This is a genomic window from Streptomyces sp. NPDC087906 (assembly GCF_055584925.1).
This window is the reverse complement of record NZ_JBVJLC010000003.1, coordinates 301,242-322,488: the sequence shown is the minus strand read 5'-3', so window position 1 is coordinate 322,488 and position 21,247 is coordinate 301,242. Positions and strand designations below refer to the sequence as shown.

The following is a 21,247-nucleotide window of genomic DNA, read 5'->3' as shown; positions in this document are numbered from 1 at the left end:
CCGGCCTGTCAGCCGCCGAACCGCGCGTGGGTGCGCAGCCGAGGCGCGAAGGTGGTGTGGAAGACACTGGACGCCGCACCGACAGCCGCCGCCGCGTCGTTGAGCGTAGAGAAGGCGACCCGCACCTCGCGCACCCGCCGCGCGACGGGGAAGCGGTTCACGGCCGCCGAGATCTCCGACAGATACAGGTCCGCCACCTCCGGGGTCACCGCGGGACCGCCGACGATCAGCAGATCGGTGTCGTACAGGTCGGTCATCCCGACAGCTCCGCGCGCCACCACCCGCGCCACGTCCCGTACCGCGTCGACCGCCCGTGCGTCGCCGCTCGCGGCGGCGGCGCAGACCGTCTCGTACGCCGTGTCCCCCTCGACGACGAGACCGGCCGCCGCGGCCTTCTCGATCACGGCCGAGATGGGGGCGCACTCCGGGATCATCTGCGGGCCGCCCTCCGGGGTGAGCTTGCCGAGGGTGAGCGCGCACAGCTCGCCGAACTCGCCCGCGTTGCCGGACGAGCCGCGGAAGATGTCGCCGTTGAGGAAGGCGCCACTGCCCGCGCCGGCGCCCAGATACAGATAGACGAAGTCGCCTGCGCGCTCGGCCGCGCCGAGCCAGCGCTCACCGACGGCCGCGGCCGTCGCGTCCTTCTCCAGCAGCACGGGCAGCCCCAGTTCGCGGCTCAGCTCCGCGCGCAGCGGCACCTCGCCCCAGCCGTCGAAGAGCGGCGGATCGAGGATCAGCCCGGCGTTGACGTCGAGCGGGCCCGGCGCCGCGACCCCCACCCCGAGCAGACTCGCGGTGACGGGCCGGACGGCCTCGACCGCTTCCGCGGCCATCCGGACCATCTGCGCGATGCACCACTCGGGGTCGCGGCGGCCCGTCAGCGCGAGCTGTCTGCGGTCCCGTACGCCGCCGCACAGGTCGACCACCACCTGCGTGATCATCTCCGGGTCGACATGGATCCCGATCGCGCAGGCCGCGTCAGGGCGCAGCCGCAGCGGCACGCGTGGCTTGCCCTTGCCGGCCGAGCGGCGCGCGTCCTCGGTGAGGAAACCGGCGGTCAGCAGATTGCGGGTGATACGGGAGACCGCCTGCGGGGTGAGCCCGGTCTGTTCGGCTATCTCCACCCGGCTGAGCGCGCCCGCGACCCGGATGGACTCGATCACCAGCTTCTCGTTGAAGGACCCGAGCGCGAGCTGGTCGAAGGCGCGGTGCGCGACGCGCGACGAGGGCGGCTGCGGATTGCCGTCGCCGGGGCGCTGCCAGAAGAACGGCTCGGTGGTGGCCGCGGCGCAGTACACCCGGGCTGACTCGGTCAGCGAGTCGAGCACCCGGCGCGCCTTGTGCGGATGGTGCAGCAGCTCCAACTGGGCGATGACACCGACCGTCCCCGCCCAGCCCATCGACGCGCTCGGCCGCAGCCGGGCGATCCGGTCGGTGCCGAGCTGCTCGCCGTCCACGCCCCAGGTGATCACGGACAGGGCGCGGCCGGGGTACGCCTCCGCCAGGACCCGCAGCCGTTCGGCGAGCGGGGGATGCCCAGTCGACGCGACGGGAACCACACCGTCGCCCGCGTCGCCCGCGTCGCCCCCGTCGGCCCCCTCGCCGTCGATCCGCCCGCGTAGCTGGCGCAGTCCGACCGCCAGCGCCGCGTACCGCGACTGGCGCTCCTCCGGTCTCGCCGGCGGCGTGTGCCGCCGGCCCGCCCGGTCGCTCTCCGCGAGGACGACGACGGCGGCGCCGCCCGGCTGCGTCCACACGGCGAGCAGTTCGGGGCGGTGTGCGCCGAGCGCCGGTACGGTCGGAAGCTGTACGGGTCCGTCGAGCACGCCCTGCGACGTGGCCCAGCGGTGCCACACCCTGCTGAGCGCGGTGTGCGAGAGACCCAGGTGGTCGGCGAGCGACCGGGCGGACCAGGTGTGCTGCGGCGGGGGCGGTCCCGCCAGTGTGGTCGCGACGACGTCCGCCTCGTCGATCCTCGGCGGGCGCCCACTGCGCGGCTGGTGTTCGAGCCCCGCGATGCCGCGCGCCGCGTAACGGCGCCGCCAGGCGGTCACGGTGGGCCGTGACACGCCGAGCGCGCGGGCGCTGTCCGACACCGACACACCGGCGGCGGCGTCCCGCACTATGCGCACCCGCACGGATCTGTCCTCGCGCGCTTCCGCCCACGACCGCAGCTCGTCCAGCTCATCGGCGGTCAGGGAGAAGTCAGTTGCTCGATGCATGGCCCCATCCAACAGGCGCGCTCCCATTTGTAAAAGTACTTACTGGCCGTCAGTGCGGCCGGGAGGCGACCGCGCGCGGACCTGCGCCTCCTTCGGCGACACCGTACACCGCACCGCCGGAATGCGCTTTCTATGCTGGCACGGCAGGGTCCCGGCGCGCTGCGCCGATGTGCTGCCCGGCGGGATTTACCTGTTCGAAGCATTGACGTAAGGCAATCCATTGGATTTACATAATCAACGCCGGCTTGGTGCTGCCCGGAGACGCCCGTACCTCGATGAAAGGGCTTTCATGCTATGACCACGCTCGATCAACCGGCCGCACGGCCGGAAGCGGCGGAGCCGCCGCCCCCGGGGGCGGGCCGCGAACGGCGGCGCGACCCCCGGCGCAAGCGCGACATGGCGATGTTCTGGTTCCTCGTACCGGGCGCGGTGGTGCTGCTGGTCTTCCACTACATACCGCTGCTCGGCAACGTCATCGCGTTCCAGGACTACCAGCCGTTCATCGGCATCATGCACAGCACCTGGTCGGGCCTCGACAACTTCAAGGTGCTGTTCAACGGCGACGCCGCCTTTGTCCACGCGTTGGTCAACACCCTCGAACTGACCGTGATCCAGGTCGTGTTCGTCTTCCCCGCACCGATCCTGCTGGCGCTCGCACTGAACAGCCTGGTCAGTGAGCGGATCAAGAAATGGGTGCAGAACGTCCTGTACCTGCCGCACTTCCTGTCCTGGGTCGTGGTGGTCTCGCTCTTCCAGCAGATGCTGGGCAACGAGGGTCTGCTCAACCTGTTCCTGCGCGCCCACGAGATGGGCACCTGGAACATCGTCGGCAACCCCGAGCTGTTCAAGACACTGCTGACCTCCGAGGTCATCTGGAAGGACACCGGCTGGGGCACGATCCTCTTCCTCGCCGCGCTCTCCCGGGTCGACCAGAACCTGTACGAGGCGGCGGCGGTGGACGGCGCGAGCCGCCGGCGGCAGACCTGGCACGTCACCCTGCCGGCCCTCAAGGGCCTGGTGATCCTGCTGCTCATCCTGCGGCTCGGCGACGCGCTGAGCGTCGGGTTCGAGCAGATCCTGCTCCAGCAGAGCGGTGTGGGCCTGGAGAACAGCGAAGTGCTCGACACGTACGTCTACAACAACGGCCTGATCGCGGGTCAGTGGGGCATCAGCGCGGCCGTCGGCCTGGTCAAGGGAATCGTCGGGGTGGTGCTCGTCCTGGGTGCCAACAAGCTCGCCCATTTCTTCGGCGAAGAAGGTGTGTACCGCTCATGACAACGCTGTCACCCACCCGGCCGGTGAGCCGCAGGCCGAAGCGCGCGTACAGCGCGATCCCGGGCGAGACCCCGGGCAGTCCGCCGTGGCGCGCGTTCAAATCGCTGATCCTGCTGATCTGCTGCGTGCTCGTGCTGCTGCCCTTCCTCGCGATCATCTCCACGTCGCTCGCCGACGCCGAGCAGGTCAACGCGGCGGGCGGTTACGTCCTGTGGCCCGACCACGCCTCGTTCGTCTCGTACCAGGCGCTGCTCCAGGGCGGTCTTGTCTCCAAGGCGATGCTGGTCAGTGTGGGCGTCACCGTCGTCGGTACGGCACTGGCCCTGCTCTGCTCCGTCACGCTGGCGTACGGGCTGAGCCGGCCCGGCAGCTTCGGCCACAAGCCCGTGCTGATGCTGCTGCTGATGTCGATGCTCTTCGCCCCCGGCATCATCCCCAGCTATCTGATGATCAAGCAGCTCCATCTGATCAACAGCTACTGGTCGTTGATCCTGCCCACCATGATCAACGGCTTCAACGTGATCGTGCTGCGGTCCTTCTTCATGAACCTGCCGAAGGAACTCATCGACGCCGCCCGTATCGACGGCGCCTCCGAACTGACCATCCTGCGCCGGATCGTGCTGCCGCTGTCCAAGGCGTCCGTCGCCGTGATCGGCCTGTTCTACGCGGTGACGTACTGGAACGCGTTCTTCAACGCGCTGCTCTACATCAACGACGCGTCGAAGTGGCCCATGCAGATGGTGCTCAGGACCTATGTCGTCAACAACTCGCAGCTCGGCGCTGGTGAGGTGGCCGCTGCCGCCGGTGCGCCGCTGCCCCCCACCCAGTCGCTCCAGGCGGCGATCCTCGTGCTCTCCATCGTGCCGATCGTGATCGTCTACCCCTTCCTCCAGCGGCACATGAACAAGGGCGTGATGGTCGGGGCGGTCAAGGGATGACCGGTCGCACCCCGGCCGGCCGCACCGGTCGCACCCGAACCCGTCCAGCACCACACGAGAGGAGACTGCCGTGAACTCGGCACTCAGCCGCCGGGGCTTCCTCGCCGGAGCCGGCGGTACGGCGGCGGGCCTGGCCCTGGCCGGCTGCGGGGACGGCCTCAACATCCCCGCGGCGTCCCATGCGAAGGTGGAACTGCCCACGTACATCCCGTACAAGGGTGTGCCGACCTCGATGCCCGGCTCCAACGCCGGTATCACGCCCGGCTATCTGCACTACCCGGCGAACCCGGTGACGTCGCTGCCCGAAGGGCCGCCCGCCAAGGGCCCCGGCATCGACATCATGACGCTGATCTTCAACCCGGTGCCGCCGCCCGCGGACCGCAACGTCATGTGGGACAAGCTCAACAAGACCGTCGGCACCGAGCTGAACTACCAGATCACCCCGGTCGGCGACTACCCCAGCAAGTTCGCCGTCACCATCGCGGGCGGCGACCTGCCGGACGCCATGCTGATGCTGCTGCAGAGCGCCTCGCAGCGCCCGCAGATGCTGGCGGCGCTGTTCCAGGACCTGACCGAGCACCTGTCGGGCGACAACATCCGGGACTACCCCTACCTGGCGAACATCCCCACCGCTTCCTGGGCGCCCACCGTCAACAACGGCGGTATCTACGGGCTGCCGATGCCGCGCATGCTCTCCGGCGGGCCCATGTACACCCGGACGGATCTGCTCAAGGAGAAGGACCTCGACCCGAACCCGAAGGACTTCAAGGAGTTCATGCGGCTCTGCAAGGACCTCACGGAACCGAAGAAGAGCCGCTACGCGCTCGGTGACCCCATCACGGCCTTCGACTTCGTGATGCAGATGCTGCACGGACCCAACCAATGGGGCGAGAAGGACGGCAAGTTCACCTACTACTTCGAGACCGAAGAGGCCAAGCAGGCGCTCGACGCGGTGCGTCAGCTCACCAAGGCCGGCGTCATGTACCCCGACGCGTACAGCGTCCTGGGCAAGGTCAAGGACTGGTTCGGCAACGGCCGGATCGCGCTGAACCCCGACGCGCCCGCCGCCTGGAACGACTTCTACACCACCTACGCGGCAGGCACCAAGGACTTCGAACTCGGCTACATGATGGCGCCCGGCTTCGACGGCGGCCCCGGTGTGCAGTGGCAGGGCTCGGCCAACTACGCCGTGCTCATCCTCAAGAAGGCGCCGAAGCAGCGGATCAAGCAGATCCTGCGCGCCATGAACGCACTCGCCGCGCCGTTCGGCACCGACGGATACCTGCTGCGCAAGTACGGCGTCCAGGGCGACGACCACACGCTGCAAGGCCCGGACCCGATCCTCACCCCCAAGGGCCAGTCCGAGGTCAACCTGCCCACCATCTTCACCACCGACGCGCCGCAGGTGCTGTACTACCCGGCCAAGCCGGAGATCGTGCCCGTGCAGTACGCGTTCCAGCAGGCCGCGATCCCGGTCCTTGTGCCCAACCCGGCCGAACCGCTGTACTCCGCGACCAACGGCACCATCGGCGTCGCCCTCAAGACCGTCCTCGACGACCAGCGCAAGGGCATCATGCAGGGCCGGCTGCCGCTCAGCCAGTGGGACGGCATCATGAAGAAATGGCGCAAGGACGCCGGGGACAAGATCCGCGCCGAATACGAGCAGGCTTGGGAGAACCTCCACCGATGACCCGTACCCCCGCCGCCGACCGCGCCCACTGGGAGCGGACCGCCGACCGACTGCTGCTGTCCGTAAGGCCGTACGCGACCGAGCAGCACGCGCTGCTGAACCTGCCGGGCGTCGCGAGCGCCAACGGCGTCTGGAGCGACGGCCTCGAAGGGTTCGCCCGCACCTTCCTGCTCGCCGCCTTCCGGCTGGCGGGGGCGGGCGGCGCCGACCCGCACGGACTCGCCGAGCGGTACGCGGCGGGGCTCGCCGCAGGTACCGACCCGACGAGCCCGGAGCGCTGGCCCACCTTCGCCGAGTCCAACCAGGCCAAGGTGGAGGCCGCTTCGGTCGCCCTCGCCCTGCACGAGACCCGGCCGTGGATCTGGGACCGGCTCGAACAACGCGTCCAGGAGCAGGTACTCGACTGGCTCGGGCTGATGGTCGGCACCGACATGCCGGGCAACAACTGGGTCTGGTTCCAGGCCGTCACCGAGGCGTTCGCCCGCAGCGCGGGCGGCAGTTGGCGCCAGGAGGACCTCGACCGCACCATCGAGGCCACCGACCGGTGGTACGCGGACGAGGGGTGGTACTCCGACGGGCTCACCGGCGGCGAGCACCGCAACTTCGACCACTACAACGGCTGGGCCATGCACCTGTACCCGCTGTGGTTCTGCCGGATCTCCGGCGATGCCGCCCCCGCAGGACTGCTCGACCGCTACCGCGACCGGCTGCGCCGCTTCCTCGCCGACCAGCGGCTGCTGGCAGGCGGCAACGGCTCACCGCTCATCCAGGGCCGCTCCATGACCTACCGCATCGCCGCGCTGGCACCGGTGTGGACCGGCGCGCTCTTCGACGCCACCCCCATCGCCCCCGGTGAGACCCGCAGGCTCGCGTCGCACATGCTCGACCACTTCACCGCGCACGGCGCGACCGACGACCAGGGCGTACTCACCCTCGGCTGGCACCGGCCCTTCCGGGGGCTGCTCCAGGCCTACTCCGGACCCGCCTCGCCCTACTGGGCCAGCAAGGGCTTCGCGGGACTGCTGCTCCCTCCCGACCACCCCGTATGGACCGAGGAGGAGCGCCCGCTCGCCGTCGAGCAGGGCGACTTCGCCCGCACCCTGACCGCGCCGGGCTGGCTGCTGTCCGGCACCGCGTCGGACGGTGTCGTACGCGTCGTCAACCACGGCAGCGACCACGCCGACCCCGCGCGACCCCACTCCGACGACCCCTGCTACGCCCGGCTCGGCTACTCCACGCACGCCGCTCCCGACATGCCCGCCGACCCGTCCGGCGGCCCGGTCGACGGTACGGTCACGCTCGTGGACGCCGAGGGCCGCGCGGCCCACCGCCGCCCGCTGCGGCGGATCTCCGTCCAGGGCGCCACCGGCGTCTCGCGCAGCCGCGCCCACTGGCCGGAGCGGGAGACCTGGGACCCGTTCGGCGGCCCCGACTCCCCGTACCGCACCGGGCCGTGGGTCACCGTCGCCTCCGTACTGCGCGGCGCCGTCGAGATCCGGATCGTCCGGGTCGACCCGGCGGCCGACGAGGACGGCGCAGGACCCTGGCGGCTGCGGGCCGGCGGCTGGGCGCTGCCCGTACCCGACGAGCAGGTACCCGCCGAGCCCGTACCCGACGAGCAGGTATCCGCCGAGCCCGAGCCCGGGACGGGTACCGGCACGCTCGGCGACCGGCCGAGCGCCGCAGTCAGCGGTGCCAACGGCGTACGGTCCACCGTCGTCGCCCTCGACGGCTTCGCCGCCGCCGAGATCCACCACGCCACCGACAGCAACCCGCTCGGCGCGCGCTCCGCCACCCCCGTGCTGTGGACGGAAGGCCCCGTCGCCTACGCCACGCCGTACGCGGCGGCCGTGCACCTCGGCGGCGCCGCGCTGCGCCAGGCGGACCTGCCCCGGCTGACCACCCGCTTCGACGGCCCCGACACGGTGGCCGAAGTGACCTGGCCCGACGGCACCCTGGACGCCGTCCGACTGCCCGCGCCCACCGGCGCCGACGCCCTGTGGAAGGACCCGCACCGTGCATGACGACCGCGAACTGATCGAGGGTCGGATCGCCAAGTTCCTGGAGCGCCGGCTCCGCCCGGCCCTCTACAGCGACGCCCGCTCCCTCACCCTCGGCGCCTGGCACGTGGACGGCGAACCCGTACCCGTCGCCGAAGCGCTGGCCGCCGACTACACCCCGATGAAGACGGGCGAGAGCTGGGGCGGCCCCTGGTCGACCACCTGGCTGCGGGCCACCGCCGAGATCCCCGCCGAGTGGACGGGCCGCCGCGTGGAGGCCGTCTTCGACCTCGGCTTCGACCTGACCCGCGGTCCCGGCGGCCAGGCCGAAGGACTCGTCCACGACGCGCACGGCTCACCGCTCCAGGGCCTGCACCCCTACAACCGCAGTGTGCTCCTGTCGAACACCGCCACCGGCGGCGACGCCGTCAACCTGCTGGTCGAACTGGCCGCCAACCCCAACATCTCCGGCAGCCAGGCCAGGGGAGCCCACTTCGGCTCACGGGAGACGGCGGGCGACGCGCATCTCTACGTGCTGGAGAGCGCCGAGATCGCCGTACGCGAAGAGGCGGTCTGGCAGCTCATCCACGACATGGAGGTGCTGGACGAGCTGATGCGGGAGCTGCCCGAGGGCGCCACCCGCCGCCACCAGATCCTGCGCGCCCTGCACCGGGCGCTTGAGGCCGTCGACCCCGCCGATGTGGCGGGCACCGCGCAGGCGGGCCGCGACGAGCTGACCGAGGTGCTGTCCCGGCCCGCGCACGCCTCGGCGCACACCATCACGGCCGTCGGGCACGCGCACATCGACTCCGCGTGGCTGTGGCCCGTACGGGAGACCATGCGCAAGTGCGCGCGGACCTTCACCAACATGACCACCCTCGCCCAGGAGTACCCGGAGCTGGTCTTCGCCTGCTCGTCGGCGCAGCAGTACGCCTGGATCAAGGAGCAGCGCCCGGAGATCTTCAGCCGGATGCAGAAGGCGGCGGCAGCGGGCAACTGGGTCCCGGTCGGCGGCATGTGGGTCGAGGCCGACGGCAATCTGCCCGGCGGCGAGGCGATGGCCCGCCAACTCGTCTACGGGCGGCGCTTCTTCGCCGAGGAGTTCGGCATCGAACAGGACGGGGTGTGGCTGCCCGACTCGTTCGGCTACACCGCCGCCTACCCCCAACTGGCCCGGCTCGCCGGGGCGAAGTGGTTCCTCACCCAGAAGCTCTCCTGGAACGACACCAACAAGCTGCCGCACCACACCTTCGACTGGGAAGGCATCGACGGCACCCGCATCTTCACCCACCTGCCGCCCGTCGACAGCTACAACGCGGAACTCACCGGCAGGGAAGTGGCCTACGCGGAGCGCAACTTCAAGGACAAGGGGTCCGCCACCCGCTCCCTCGCCCCGTTCGGCTACGGGGACGGCGGCGGCGGTCCCAGCCGCTCCATGCTGGAGAAGGCCCGCCGGCTGCGCGACCTGGAGGGCTCACCCAAGGTGGAGGTCGGCGGGCCCACCGAGTTCTTCGCCGCCGCCCGCGCCGAGTACACCGACCTGCCCGTGTGGCGCGGCGAGATGTATCTGGAGAACCACCGGGGCACCTACACCAGCCAGGCCCGCACCAAGCGCGGCAACCGCCGCAGCGAAGCCCTGCTGCGCGAGGCCGAGTTGTGGGCCGCGACCGCGGCCGTGCAGGCGGGCGCCGACTACCCGTACGAGCGCGTCGAGTCCCTCTGGAAGCGGGTGCTGCTCAACCAGTTCCACGACATCCTGCCCGGCTCGTCCATCGCCTGGGTGCACCAGCAGGCCGAGCAGGTCTACGGCGAGGTGCGCGAGGAGCTGGAGGAGATCATCGCCGAGGCGGCCGGCGCGCTGGCCGACGCCGAGGGGCCCCGGCTGCTCAACGCCGGCCCGTACGCCCGCCGCGAGGTGGCGCTGCTGCCCGCGGGCGGCCCCGAAGTGCCGGGCGCCCAGCGGCTGTCCGACGGACGCCTCGCCGTCCTCGCCGACACCCCGGCGCTGGGCGCAGGCGGCACGGTCGCCGAGTCGGCCACCCCGGTCACCACCCGGACCGAGGCCGACGGGATCGTTCTGGAGAACGGCCTGCTGACCGTACGGATCGACCGCGCCGGCCTGGTCAGGTCGGTGTACGACCACACCGCCGGGCGCGAGTCGATCGCACCGGGCGCGGCCGGCAATCTGCTCCAACTGCACCCGGACGACCCGAACCTGTGGAGCGCCTGGAACATCGACCGGTTCTACCGCGATGTCGTCACCGACCTCGACACGGCGGAGTCGGTGGAACTCGCCGAGAGCGGACCGCTGTTCGCCTCCGTACGCGTGGAGCGCGCCTTCGGCGCCTCGCGCGTCGTCCAGCATCTCGAACTCGGCGCCGAGAGCAGGCAGCTCACGGTCCGCACGGACATCGACTGGCAGGAGCGGGACACGGTACTGAAGGCGGCCTGGCCGCTGGACGTGCACGCGGAACACGAGCGCTCCGAGATCCAGTTCGGCCATGTCCAGCGGCCCACCCACGAGAACACCAGTTGGGACGCGGCCCGGTTCGAGCTGTGGGCGCACCGCTGGGTGCATGTCGGCGAGCGGCACTGGGGCGCTGCCGTGCTCAACGACTCCACGTACGGCCACGACATCGGCCGCGGCACCCGCCCCGACGGCGGGACGACCACGACCGTACGGCTCTCGCTGCTGCGCGCACCGCACAGCCCCGACCCGCAGGCGGACCGGGGCCGGCACACCTTCAGCTACGCGCTGGTCGCCGGCGCCGGGATCGAGGAGGCTATCGCCGCCGGGTACGCGCTCAACCTGCCGCTGCGCGCGGCGACTTCGGGCGGTGCGCCGCTGGTCACCGTCGACAACCAGGACATCGCCGTCGAGTCGGTGAAGCTCGCCGACGACCGCAGCGGCGATGTCATTGTGCGGCTCTACGAGGCGTGCGGCGGCGCGGCGCGCGCCACGCTGACGGCCACGTTCCCGCTGGCCGGGGTCTTCGACTGCGACCTGCTGGAGAGCCCGGAGCGCGAGCTGACCCTCGGCGCCGACGACGCGTCGGCCGAGCTGCGGCTGCGGCCCTTCCAGATCCGCACCCTGCGGCTGCGCGCCGCGTAGCCGACGCACTGTCAGCGGCGGTCAACTGCGGTCAGCGCGAGGTGAGATAGCTGACCGTCGCCGGATCGGCCGGGAGGAACGTCTCGATGGCCAGTTCGGCGACGGTCACATCCATCGGTGTGTTGAACGTCGAGATCGACGACAGGAAGGACAGCACCCGCCCGTCGTGCTCGATGCGCATCGGCAGCGCGAAACTGGGCCCCGCGGACGCCGGTTCGTCCGGCGCGGAGTCGTCGGGGTGCGCATCGGGTACGGGATAGCCGGCGACCTCCTCGTACAGTTCGCGCAGCGCCGGCGAGCGGCTGAGCGCCAGTTGGCGCTCCATCTGGGCGAGCAGATGACCGCGCCACTCCCGCAGATTGCGGATGCGCGGCGCGAGGCCCTGCGGGTGCAGGGTGATCCGCATGGCGTTGGTCGGCGGGGTGAGGAGCTTCGCCGGCAACCCCTCCAGAAGCATGGCGATGCCCCGGTTGGCGGCCAGCACCGTGTACGTACCGTCGACCACCACGGCCGGGTACGGCTCGTAGCCCAGCAGCAGCCGGTCAAGTCCCTCGCGCAGCGCGCCCATCGCCGGGTCGTCCAGCGCCGTCTCGGTGAACCGCGGCGCGTAACCGGCCGCCAGCAGCAGGGCGTTGCGCTCCCGTACGGGGACGTCCAGATGCTCGGCGAGCTTGAGGACCATCACCTCACTGGGCCGGGACCTGCCCGTCTCGATGAAGCTGATGTGCCGGGCGGACGAATCGGCCTGGAGGGCCAGCTCCAACTGGCTGACCCGGCGCCTGCGGCGCCAGTCACGCAGCAGCGGGCCTACTCCGACGTCAGAGGCGAGCGCAGTCATACCAGGACCGTAATACAAGGCAGCCGCAGACCCGGCCGCGTATCGTCGTCCGGGCAGGCCGGGCCCACCGGCCGGACCCACCGCCCCGTCCCACCGCCCCGCCCCGAAGGAGCCCGTGCGATGTCCAGGAAGCCGCTGCCGCCCGAGGCGATCGAGGAGCGGCTGGGGGAGCTGCCCGGCTGGTCGCTCGCGGGCGACCGGATCGTCCGCTCCTACCGGTTGACCAGCCATTTCGCCGCGACGGCGCTGGTCGTGCACATCGCGCAGCTCCAGGAGGAGCTGGACCACCACTCCGACCTGACCCTCGGGTACGACACCGTCTTGCTGGCCCTGCACACGCACGACGCGGGCGGCGCCGTCACCGAGCGGGACTTCGAGCTGGCCCGCCGGATCGAGGCCGTCGCCCCGACCCATCTGGCGAGCTGAGCCGCAGCCCGTGGACGCGCTCGCCGGACTCCTCGACGGGCCCCGCGCCAGGGGCGCCTTCCTGCTGCGCATGGTGATGGAACCGCCCTGGTCGGTCCGGATCGAGGACGGCGCCCCGCTGTGCCTGATGTGCGTCACCAGCGGCGAGGCGTGGATCGTCCCCGCCAAGGGCGACCCGGTGCTGCTGCGCCCCGGTGATGTCGCCGTCGCCCGCGGCCCCGAGCCGTACCGCGCCGCCGACAGCCTCGGCACCGAGCCGCACGCCCTGATCGGCCCCGGCGGCACCTGCCACACCCTCCAGGGCGAACCGCTCGCCCGGTCCATGCGGCTGGGCGTACGGACCTGGGGCAACGCGCCCGACGGCGGTACGACCGTGCTCATCGGCACCTACCAGATGGCGGGCGAGGTCAGCAGACGGCTGCTCGACGCGCTGCCCGAGCTGCTGATGCTGGAGGCGGGCGCGTGGCGCGGCCCGCTGCTGCCGGTCCTGGACGAGGAGATCTCCCGCGACGATCCCGGCCAGAGCGTGGTCCTGGACCGGGTGCTCGACCTGCTGCTGATCGCGGTGGTCCGCGCGTGGTTCTCCCGCCCCGAGGCGGCGGCGCCCGGCTGGTACGTGGCGATGGCCGATCCGGTCGTCGGCCAGGCGCTGCGGCTGCTGCAGAACGATCCTGCCGCGCCGTGGACCGTCGCCTCGCTGGCGACCGCCTGCGGGGTGTCACGCGCCGGGCTCGCCCGCCGCTTCACCGAACTGGTGGGCGAGCCGCCGATGGCGTACCTCACCGGCTGGCGGCTCGCGCTCGCCGCCGACCTGCTGCGGGGGAGCGGGGCGACGGTCGAGGCGGTGGCCAGGAAGGTCGGCTACGGCGGTTCGTTCGCGCTCAGCGCCGCCTTCAAACGCGTACGGGGCGTCAGCCCGCAGGAGTACCGCACGGGCGGCGCCCCCGCGAACCGGCCGTCCGATCCCGTCAGTTGACCTCCGCCGGGTGGCTGCCGAGGCGCTTGCCCTCGTCGAGGGCGGCGAAAGCGGCCAGGTCGTCGTCGTCCAGCTCGAAGTCGAAGACCGCGATGTTCTCCGTGATCCGGGACGGCGTCACGGACTTGGGAATCACCACGTGCCCGAGCTGGAGGTGCCAGCGCAGCACCACCTGGGCAGGGGTCCTGCCGTGCTTGTGTGCGACGGCGGCCACCGTCGGGACCTCCAGGAGCCCCCGGCCCGAGCCCAGCGGCGACCACGCCTCGGTGACGATGCCGCGGCTCGCGTGGAACGCGCGCGACTCGGCCTGCTGGAGCTGCGGATGCAGCTCGATCTGGTTGACGGCCGGCACCACGGAGGTCTCGCCGGTCAGCCGCTCCAGGTGGTCGGGCAGGAAGTTGGAGACGCCGATGGCCCTGGCCCTGCCGTCGGCGAGGATCTTCTCGAACGCCCGGTAGGAGTCGATGTAGGTGTCCTTGGCCGGCATCGGCCAGTGGATCAGATACAGGTCGACATGGTCGAGGCCCAGCTTGGCCAGCGAGGTGTCGAAGGCGCGCAGCGCCGCGTCGTACCCCTGGTCGCCGTTGGCCAGCTTCGTGGTGACGAACAGCTCGTCCCTGGCGATCCCGGAGGCGGCGATGGCCTTGCCCGTGCCCTCTTCGTTGCCGTAGGCGGCGGCCGTGTCGATGCTGCGGTAGCCGGCTTCCAGCGCCGTGCCGACGGTCTGCGCCGCCTCGCCTGAGGGCACCTGCCAGACACCGAAGCCGAGCTGGGGCATCGTGATGCCGTTGTTGAGGGTGAGGGAGGGGACCTTGCTCACGAGCGGTCGATCCTTACGTCGTCGGTTGTCTTCCGGGAGTGCGCTCCCGGCAGACCAACGTCCCCGGACCTGCCCGAATTCCCGCGGGCACCGAATTCCCGCAACCGGGCTCTCAGCGGTACAGCGCCTCGACCTCGCGGGTGTACGCCGCCTCGATCGCCTTGCGCTTGAGCTTCAGCGACGGGGTCAGCAGCCCGTGCTCCTCGCTGAACGGGTGCGCCAGGATCCGGAACGTACGGATCGACTCGGCCTGCGAGACCGCCGTGTTGGCCGCCACCACCGCGCGCCTGACCTCCATCTCCAGATCCCGGTCGCGCACCAGGTCGGTGGAGTTGAGCGGGGGTTTGCCCTGCACGCTCAGCCAGTGGTCGACGGACTCCTGGTCCACGGTGACCAGCGCGGCGATGTACGGCCGGTCGTTGCCGACCACGATGCACTGCGCCACCAGCGGGTGCGCCCTGACCCGCTCCTCCAGCGCCGTCGGCGAGACGCTCTTGCCGCCCGAGGTGACCAGGATCTCCTTCTTGCGTCCGGTGATGGTCAGATAGCCGTCCTCGTCGAGCGCGCCCAGATCGCCGGTCGCCAGCCACCCGTCGTTCAGCACGGCGTCCGACGCCTTCGGGTCGCCCAGGTAGCCGGAGAACACCATGCCGCCGTGCAGCCATATCTCGCCGTCCGGGGCGATGTACACCGAACTGCCGGGGATCGGCTGGCCGACCGTGCCATACCGGGCGCGCTCGGGCGGGTTGACCGTGGCAGCCGCGCACGACTCGGTCAGCCCGTACCCCTCGAAGACGGTGACACCCGCGCCCTCGAAGAACAGACCGAGCCGCCGGTCCATCGCGGAGCCGCCCGAGAAGGCGTGCCGCACCCGGCCGCCCATCGCCGCGCGCACCTTGCTGTAGACGGCCTTCTCGAAGAACTGGTGCTGCACCCGCAGGGCCGCCGAAGGCCCCGGGCCGACGCCGAACGCCCGGTGCTCCATGGCCTCCGCGTAGCGCACCGCCACGTCGATGGCCTTCTCGAAGGGGCCGAGCTTGCCGTCGCGCTCCGCCTTGCGGCGCGCCGCGCTGTAGACCTTCTCGAAGATGTAGGGCACCGCGAGGATGAACGACGGCCGGAACGCCACGAGATCGGGCAGCAGGGCGCTCGCCCGCAGCTCCGGCTGGTGGCCCAGCTTCACCCGGCCCCGGATCGCCGCGATCTCCACCATCCGGCCGAAGACATGCGCGAGCGGCAGGAACAGCAGCGTGGACGCCTGGTCGCCGGGGCGGGAGTGGAAGACCGGCTCCCAGCGGCGGATGACCGTGTCGGCCTCGTACATGAAGTTGCCGTGGGTGATCACGCACCCTTTGGGGCGGCCCGTGGTGCCCGACGTGTAGATGACCGTGGCGACCCCGTCGGGCCGTACGGCCGCGCGGTTGCGGTGCACGGCCGCGTCCTCGATCCCGGCGCCCGCCGCGACCAGTTCGTCCACGGCGCCGGCGTCGAGCTGCCACAGCCGCTTGAGCAGCGGCAGCCGGTCGATCACCGAGCCGACGCTCATGGCGTGGTCCTCGTGCTCCACGACGCAGGCGACGACCTCGGCGTCGTACAGCATCCACCAGATCTGCTCGGCCGACGACGTGGCGTAGACGGGCACCGACTGGACGCCGATCGACCAGAGGGCGAAGTCGAACAGCGTCCACTCGTAGCGCGTACGGGACATGATCGCGACCCGGTCGCCGAACCGCAGCCCCTCGGCGAGCAGCCCCTTGGCCAGGGCCAGCACCTGGTCGCGGAACTCCGCCGATGTGACGTCCTGCCAGCGTCCTTCCGCGTCCTTGCGGCCGAGTGCCACCCGGTCGGGGTCGGCCTCGGCGTGGTCGTACACGGCGTCCGCGAGCCCACCGGTGTGGGGCGGCGCTGCCGCGAGAGGGGGGGAAGTGAACTCGCGCAATGGCTTGGCTCCTTGTGGCGCTCCGCACAGCGCCGCGACGCTACCCCACAAGAAGCGGGTGCGGGAGTCCGTGCGCAAGCCGGAACCAAGCCATATCACCACAGGTCAGCGGCTGAAATACGGCCAGACCGGCAGGGCACGGACACACTTCTGACTGAAGAGTAAGTACGGCGCGGGGGAATCTCCACCGAATCCGTACGACGCTGTCACGCCCCGCCCGTTGTGACGCCCCCCGCCCGCTCTCACGCCCCCCGCCGCCGCCCCGCGCCCCTACGCCTCGGACAGCACCTTCGCCGGCGGCTCCGCGGCCGGTGCCTTCGGCGTCCGCACCCAGATCAGCACGGCCGCACCCGCGACGATCCCCACCGCCCCCGCCACCAGAGTCGCCGTGTTGAGCCCCGAGGCGAACGCGCTGTGCAGCACATGACCGCTCACCCGGCCGTGCAGCGCCTGCGCACCGCCGCCGGCCAGCAGATGCGAGGCGCCCACCGGGTCGGGCGTTTCGCCGCGCAGCGAGTCCGTCATCCGGGTCGTCACGAGCGTGCCGAAGACGGCCACCCCGAGCGCGAACCCGAGCTGCCGGAACGTGTTGACCGCGCCGCCCGCCATGCCCGCGTCACGCTGCGGTACGGAGGAGAGCGCTGCGCCCGCCAGGCTCGGCGAGACCAGCCCCACGCCAGCGCCCGCGACGGCCAGCCCCGGGCTGAGCGCCGCCCAGCCGGATCCCGCGTCCAGTACGGACTGCGCCAGCGCCCCGATGCCGACCAGCAGCAGCCCGCCGCCGAGCAGCAGCCGCGGCTGCACCCCGTGCAGCAGCCGGCCGGTCAGCGCGGCGACGACGAACGACAGCGCCGCCAGCGGCAGCAGCGCGAGTCCCGCCTCGACCGGGCTCATGCCGAGCAGCGTCTGGAGCCAGATCTCCGTGTACGGCAGCACACCGAACGCCGCGGCGTTGAACGCCAGCGCCGCCACCATCACCGCGACGAACGACGCGCCGCGGAACAGCGACAGATCCAGCAACGGCTGCGCGACCCGGCGCTCCACCACCACGAAGGCGATCAGCGCCACGGCCGCCACCGCGAGGGCGACGCCCGTCTGCGCCGACGTCCAGCCCTCGGTGCCCGCCCGCACCACCGCGAACGTCAGAGCGCCCGCGAACAGCGCGAAGCAGGCCGTCCCCGCCCAGTCGACCCGGCGGCCCTGCTCGCCGCGCCCCTCGTGCACCGCGCGCAGCGTCAGCCAGATCGCCAGCACGCTCACCGGCAGGTTGATGAAGAAGATCCAGCGCCAGTCGAGCCCCTCGGTCAGCACCCCGCCGAGCACCGGGCCGAGCGCGGCCGCAGCCCCGCTCACCGCACCCCAGATGCCCAGCGCGAACGACCTGTCACGGCCCTGGTAGGCCGCGCCGAGTATGGACAGCGTGGTCGCGAACATCGCTGCGGCCCCCACGCCCTGGAGCCCGCGCAGCGCGATCAGTTCCCCGGCGTTCTGCGCGAGGCCGCTGCCCAGCGAGGCCAGTGCGAACAACCCGGTGCCCACCGCGTACACCCGCCGCCTGCCCAGCACGTCGGCCGCCGCGCCGGCCCCCAGCAGCAGCGCCGCCAGCACCAGCGCGTAGATGTCGATGACCCACTGGAGTTCGCTGAGCGAGGCGTCGAGCCCGCCCGCCATGGCGGGCAGCGCCACGATCACGATGGTCACGTCCAGCAGCAGCATGAACGTGCCCAGACAGACCGCGACGAGCGGTCCCCACTTACGCATGATGTTCTCCCCATCGAACGGATTTCTCTCCTCCCGTACGATCAGGCAACGACCCCGATATCCGGCAGCCAGAACGAGGAAAGTGCCGGAATCCGACACGATCCGGGAATCAGCCGATGGAAACCGACCCGCGCGACCCGCACGATCCGCTCGACTGGCAGCTCCTGCACGCGCTGGAGGTCGACGCACGCGCGCCCTTCAGCCGGATCGCCGAGGTGCTCGGCGTCTCCGACCAGACCGTCGCCCGCCGCTACCGGCGGCTGGTCAGCGACATGGGGGTGCGCGTCGTCGGGGTGCGCGACGGCGCACGGCTCGGCCACGACAGTTGGATGCTGCGGCTGCGCTGCACCCCCGACGCGGCCGATCCGCTGGCCCGCGCGCTGGCCCGCAGGCCCGACACCGCCTGGATCGGGCTCACTTCGGGCGGCACCGAAGTGGTCTGCACGACCCGGTCCCGCAGCAAGGGCGAGCAGGAGGAGCTGCTGCTCGGCCGGCTCCCGCGCACCCCGGCCGTCGCCGAGATCAGGGCCCACCAGATGCTGCACCGGTTCTACGGCGGCCCGTCGGGCTGGCTCGCGAAGAGCAGGTCGCTGACCGACGAGCAGGTGGCGGCGCTGCGCGGTCCCGTCCCCGACGAACCGCACGAACCGCGGTCCTCCGCCGTCCTCACCGCCGAGGACGAGCCGCTGGTCGCCGCGCTCGAACGCGACGGCCGGGCCACCTTCGCCGAACTCCAGCGGGCCACCGGGCGTTCCGAGTCGTCGGTGCGCCGCAGGCTCGACCACCTGCTGGCGTCGGGGGCGCTCTTCATCGACGTCGCCTTCGACCAGGGCGTGTTCGGCTACGAGTTGCGGGCCATCCTCTGGATCACCGCCGCACCGGCCGCACTCGACTCCGTCGGCCGCGCGCTGGCCACCCACCCCGAGGTGGCGTTCGCCTCGGCGACGGCCGGCCACTGCAATCTGGTCGCGGTGATCGTGTGCAGCGACACCGCTTCCGTCTACCGCTATCTCAGCGAGGGCGTGGGCCGCCTCGACGGCGTGCAGCACGTCGAATGCGCGCCGGTGCTGCGTACGGTCAAACAGCTCACCTACGAGGAGCGCCGCCGCCCCTGAGCCGGGTCCCTGAGCCGGGTCTGCGAGCTGCGTCTGCGAGCCGGGTCCCTGAGCCGGGTCCCTAGGCCGGGCGCTGCAAGCGGTCGCCGCCCGTCAGGATCGCTTCGGCCAGCGCGTCGGCCGCCTCCTGGGCGCCCGGCTGCCGCCGCCCGTGCACCAGTACGAAGTCCACCTCGCCCAGCTCCGGCAGCCCGGCCCGCGCCGGGACCGGTACCAGGCCCTGCGGGACCAGGCCGCGGGTATGGGCCATCACGCCGAGCCCCGCGTGGGCCGCCGCGGTCAACCCGCTCAGGCTGGAACTCGTACACGCCACGCGCCAGGCCCTGCCCCGCGCCCCGAGCGCGTCCAGCGCCCGGGACCTGGTGATCGCCGGGGGCGGGTAGAGGATCAGCGGCACGGGCCGGTCCGGATCGACCCGCAGGCGCGGCGCGCCGATCCAGGTCAGCGCCGAGCGCCACACCAGCTCGCCGTGCCGGTCGCCGGTGCGCCGCTTGGCCAGGACGAGATCGAGCAGCCCGGCGCCCAACTGCTCGTGCAGCGTGCCGGACAGCTCGACCGTCAGCTCCAGATCCACCTCGGGATGCTCCTGCCGGAACGAATGCAGGATCTCGGGCAGCCGGGTCAGGACGAAGTCCTCGGAGACGCCGAACCGCAGCCTGCCGCGCAGCCGGGTGCCGCCGAAGAACGCGGCGGCGCGCTCGTGGGCCGCCAGGATCGTCCGGGCGAAGCCCAGCATCGCCTCGCCACTCTCCGTCAGCTCCACACTGTGCGTGTCCCGGCTGAACAGCGGGTGCCCGGCGGCCTGTTCGAGCCTGCGCACATGCTGGCTCACGGTCGACTGGCGAAGGCCGAGCCGCCCGGCGGCCCGGGTGAAACTGAGCGTCTGGGCCACGGTGAGAAACGTACGCAACTGCCCTGGGTCGTACACAGAGCCCAAGATTACCCGCCTATCGCGGAACGCGATCACAGTCAGAGCGGCGTACGGGATTCCCGATTTCCCTGATCAGCGGGACGATGGGGCGGCACGCCCCGTACCGAGCCCGAGTGGAGCACATGAACCGCCGCGTCACCCTCCCGTCCTGGCTTCCGATCGACCCGTTCATCCTCGCGCTCGTCGGGACCGTGGCCCTCGCGGCGCTGCTGCCCGCCTCCGGAGGGGCCGCCGATGTCGCGGGCGGCGCCTCGACCGGGGCTGTGGCGCTGCTGTTCTTCCTCTACGGAGCGCGACTGTCGACGCGGGAAGCGCTCGACGGGGTGCGGCACTGGCGACTGCATGCCACCGTCCTCGCTTGTACGTTCGTGCTCTTCCCGCTGCTGGGGCTCGCCGCCGGGGGGCTCGTACCGTCCGTGCTGACGCCCCAGCTCTACGACGGGCTGCTGTTCCTGTGCCTGGTGCCCTCCACCATCCAGTCGTCCATCGCCTTCACGTCCGTCGCGCGCGGCAATGTGCCGGCCGCGATCTGCGCCGGGTCGTTCTCCAGCGTCGTCGGGATCGTGGTCACCCCGCTGCTGGCCGCCGCACTGATCGGCGGCGGCGCCGTGGGCTTCTCCGCCGACTCGCTGCTCACGATCGTCGCGCAGCTCCTGGTGCCCTTCGTCGCGGGCCAGTCGCTGCGCCGCTGGGTCGGCGGCTTCCTGACCCGGCACAAGAAGCTGCTGGGCTTCGTCGACCGCGGCTCGATCCTGCTGGTGGTCTACACGGCGTTCAGCGAGGGCATGGTCGCCGGGATCTGGCACCAGGTGACGGTGGGGCGGCTCGCCGGGCTGCTGGCGGTGGAGGCGGTGCTGCTGGCCGCGATGCTGGCGGTCAGTTGGTACGGGGCGAAGCGGCTCGGCTTCGTACGGGGCGACCGGATCGCGATCCAGTTCGCCGGGTCGAAGAAGAGCCTGGCGGCCGGGCTGCCGATGGCGAGCGTGCTGTTCGGCGCGCACGCGAGCCTCGCCGTGCTGCCGCTGATGCTCTTCCACCAGACGCAGTTGATGGTGTGCGCGGTCATCGCGAAGCGCCGGGCCGCCGACCCGCCGCCCGGAGCGGCCGAGGTCGCACCCGTACCCGCCGCCGCGCAGGGGGACCCGGTGCGTTCGTAGCCGGGGCGGCCGCGGGCTGCGGACGGCGAACCCGGCCGGCGCAGGGG

Annotated in this window: 15 protein-coding genes; 9 read left to right on the top strand and 6 right to left on the bottom strand. The window is 71.7% G+C overall.

Annotated elements, in window-relative coordinates:
* Positions 1-8 precede the first annotated feature (8 nt).
* Complete coding sequence (locus ACZ63I_RS10915; RefSeq protein WP_469337495.1) at positions 9-2,222, bottom strand: ROK family transcriptional regulator; 2,214 nt, start codon at positions 2,220-2,222, stop codon at positions 9-11.
* Positions 2,223-2,516: 294 nt separating this feature from the next.
* Here ACZ63I_RS10915 and ACZ63I_RS10910 point away from each other — a divergent pair, with 294 nt between their 5' ends.
* The 5 genes from ACZ63I_RS10910 (at position 2,517) to ACZ63I_RS10890 (ending at position 11,237) form a co-directional block, all read left to right on the top strand.
* Positions 2,517-3,497, top strand: a complete 981-nt coding sequence (locus ACZ63I_RS10910; protein WP_469337493.1) for an ABC transporter permease — start codon at positions 2,517-2,519, stop codon at positions 3,495-3,497.
* Positions 3,494-4,435 carry a carbohydrate ABC transporter permease gene (locus ACZ63I_RS10905; RefSeq protein ID WP_469337490.1) on the top strand — a complete coding sequence of 314 codons (942 nt, stop codon included), beginning with the start codon at positions 3,494-3,496 and terminating at the stop codon, positions 4,433-4,435. Before ACZ63I_RS10910 ends, ACZ63I_RS10905 begins: the two co-directional genes overlap by 4 nt.
* Before the next feature lie 70 nt (positions 4,436-4,505).
* Positions 4,506-6,125, top strand: coding sequence for an extracellular solute-binding protein (locus tag ACZ63I_RS10900; RefSeq protein WP_469337489.1), 1,620 nt, complete (start codon positions 4,506-4,508; stop codon positions 6,123-6,125).
* The gene (locus ACZ63I_RS10895; protein WP_469337487.1) at positions 6,122-8,149 is read left to right on the top strand and encodes a DUF2264 domain-containing protein; all 2,028 of its coding nucleotides are present in this window, start codon (positions 6,122-6,124) and stop codon (positions 8,147-8,149) included. The genes ACZ63I_RS10900 and ACZ63I_RS10895 overlap by 4 nt, the downstream gene beginning before the upstream one ends.
* A complete protein-coding gene (locus tag ACZ63I_RS10890) occupies positions 8,142-11,237 on the top strand; it encodes an alpha-mannosidase (RefSeq protein WP_469337485.1) in 3,096 nt (1,031 codons plus the stop codon). Before ACZ63I_RS10895 ends, ACZ63I_RS10890 begins: the two co-directional genes overlap by 8 nt.
* A gap of 31 nt (positions 11,238-11,268) precedes the next feature.
* Here ACZ63I_RS10890 and ACZ63I_RS10885 read toward each other — a convergent pair whose 3' ends face one another.
* The gene (locus tag ACZ63I_RS10885; protein WP_469337483.1) at positions 11,269-12,075 is read right to left on the bottom strand and encodes a helix-turn-helix domain-containing protein; all 807 of its coding nucleotides are present in this window, start codon (positions 12,073-12,075) and stop codon (positions 11,269-11,271) included.
* A 120-nt stretch (positions 12,076-12,195) separates the two neighbouring features.
* Here ACZ63I_RS10885 and ACZ63I_RS10880 point away from each other — a divergent pair, with 120 nt between their 5' ends.
* Positions 12,196-12,501, top strand: a complete 306-nt coding sequence (locus ACZ63I_RS10880; RefSeq protein ID WP_469337481.1) for a 4a-hydroxytetrahydrobiopterin dehydratase — start codon at positions 12,196-12,198, stop codon at positions 12,499-12,501.
* A 10-nt stretch (positions 12,502-12,511) separates the two neighbouring features.
* Entirely contained in the window at positions 12,512-13,477 is a 966-nt protein-coding gene (locus ACZ63I_RS10875; protein WP_469337479.1) for an AraC family transcriptional regulator, read from the top strand.
* Here the strand turns inward: ACZ63I_RS10875 and ACZ63I_RS10870 are convergent.
* The 3 genes from ACZ63I_RS10870 to ACZ63I_RS10860 all read right to left on the bottom strand — a co-directional run bounded on the left by ACZ63I_RS10870 (position 13,470) and on the right by ACZ63I_RS10860 (position 17,997).
* Positions 13,470-14,297 (bottom strand): aldo/keto reductase, encoded by an 828-nt coding sequence (locus ACZ63I_RS10870; protein ID WP_469337478.1) that lies wholly within the window; start codon positions 14,295-14,297, stop codon positions 13,470-13,472. The genes ACZ63I_RS10875 and ACZ63I_RS10870 overlap by 8 nt on opposite strands.
* Before the next feature lie 112 nt (positions 14,298-14,409).
* A complete protein-coding gene (locus ACZ63I_RS10865) occupies positions 14,410-16,236 on the bottom strand; it encodes an AMP-dependent synthetase/ligase (RefSeq protein WP_469337476.1) in 1,827 nt (608 codons plus the stop codon).
* A 270-nt stretch (positions 16,237-16,506) separates the two neighbouring features.
* Positions 16,507-17,997, bottom strand: a complete 1,491-nt coding sequence (locus ACZ63I_RS10860; protein ID WP_469337474.1) for an MFS transporter — start codon at positions 17,995-17,997, stop codon at positions 16,507-16,509.
* 116 nt (positions 17,998-18,113) lie between these two features.
* Here ACZ63I_RS10860 and ACZ63I_RS10855 point away from each other — a divergent pair, with 116 nt between their 5' ends.
* The gene (locus ACZ63I_RS10855; RefSeq protein ID WP_469337472.1) at positions 18,114-19,112 is read left to right on the top strand and encodes an Lrp/AsnC family transcriptional regulator; all 999 of its coding nucleotides are present in this window, start codon (positions 18,114-18,116) and stop codon (positions 19,110-19,112) included.
* A 61-nt stretch (positions 19,113-19,173) separates the two neighbouring features.
* Here ACZ63I_RS10855 and ACZ63I_RS10850 read toward each other — a convergent pair whose 3' ends face one another.
* Positions 19,174-20,049 (bottom strand): LysR substrate-binding domain-containing protein, encoded by an 876-nt coding sequence (locus tag ACZ63I_RS10850; protein WP_469337470.1) that lies wholly within the window; start codon positions 20,047-20,049, stop codon positions 19,174-19,176.
* A 116-nt stretch (positions 20,050-20,165) separates the two neighbouring features.
* Here ACZ63I_RS10850 and ACZ63I_RS10845 point away from each other — a divergent pair, with 116 nt between their 5' ends.
* Positions 20,166-21,200 carry a bile acid:sodium symporter family protein gene (locus ACZ63I_RS10845; RefSeq protein ID WP_469338325.1) on the top strand — a complete coding sequence of 345 codons (1,035 nt, stop codon included), beginning with the start codon at positions 20,166-20,168 and terminating at the stop codon, positions 21,198-21,200.
* Positions 21,201-21,247: the final 47 nt, after the last annotated feature.

Excerpts from the sequence above, each read along its gene's own strand:
- ACZ63I_RS10915 (WP_469337495.1), bottom strand. The coding sequence starts at position 2,222 with ATGCATCGAGCAACTGACTTCTCCCTGACCGCCGATGAGCTGGACGAG.
- ACZ63I_RS10910 (WP_469337493.1), top strand. The coding sequence starts at position 2,517 with ATGACCACGCTCGATCAACCGGCCGCACGGCCGGAAGCGGCGGAGCCG.
- ACZ63I_RS10905 (WP_469337490.1), top strand. The coding sequence starts at position 3,494 with ATGACAACGCTGTCACCCACCCGGCCGGTGAGCCGCAGGCCGAAGCGC.
- ACZ63I_RS10895 (WP_469337487.1), top strand. The coding sequence starts at position 6,122 with ATGACCCGTACCCCCGCCGCCGACCGCGCCCACTGGGAGCGGACCGCC.
- ACZ63I_RS10885 (WP_469337483.1), bottom strand. The coding sequence starts at position 12,075 with ATGACTGCGCTCGCCTCTGACGTCGGAGTAGGCCCGCTGCTGCGTGAC.
- ACZ63I_RS10880 (WP_469337481.1), top strand. The coding sequence starts at position 12,196 with ATGTCCAGGAAGCCGCTGCCGCCCGAGGCGATCGAGGAGCGGCTGGGG.
- ACZ63I_RS10860 (WP_469337474.1), bottom strand. The coding sequence starts at position 17,997 with ATGCGTAAGTGGGGACCGCTCGTCGCGGTCTGTCTGGGCACGTTCATG.
- ACZ63I_RS10855 (WP_469337472.1), top strand. The coding sequence starts at position 18,114 with ATGGAAACCGACCCGCGCGACCCGCACGATCCGCTCGACTGGCAGCTC.
- ACZ63I_RS10845 (WP_469338325.1), top strand. The coding sequence starts at position 20,166 with ATGAACCGCCGCGTCACCCTCCCGTCCTGGCTTCCGATCGACCCGTTC.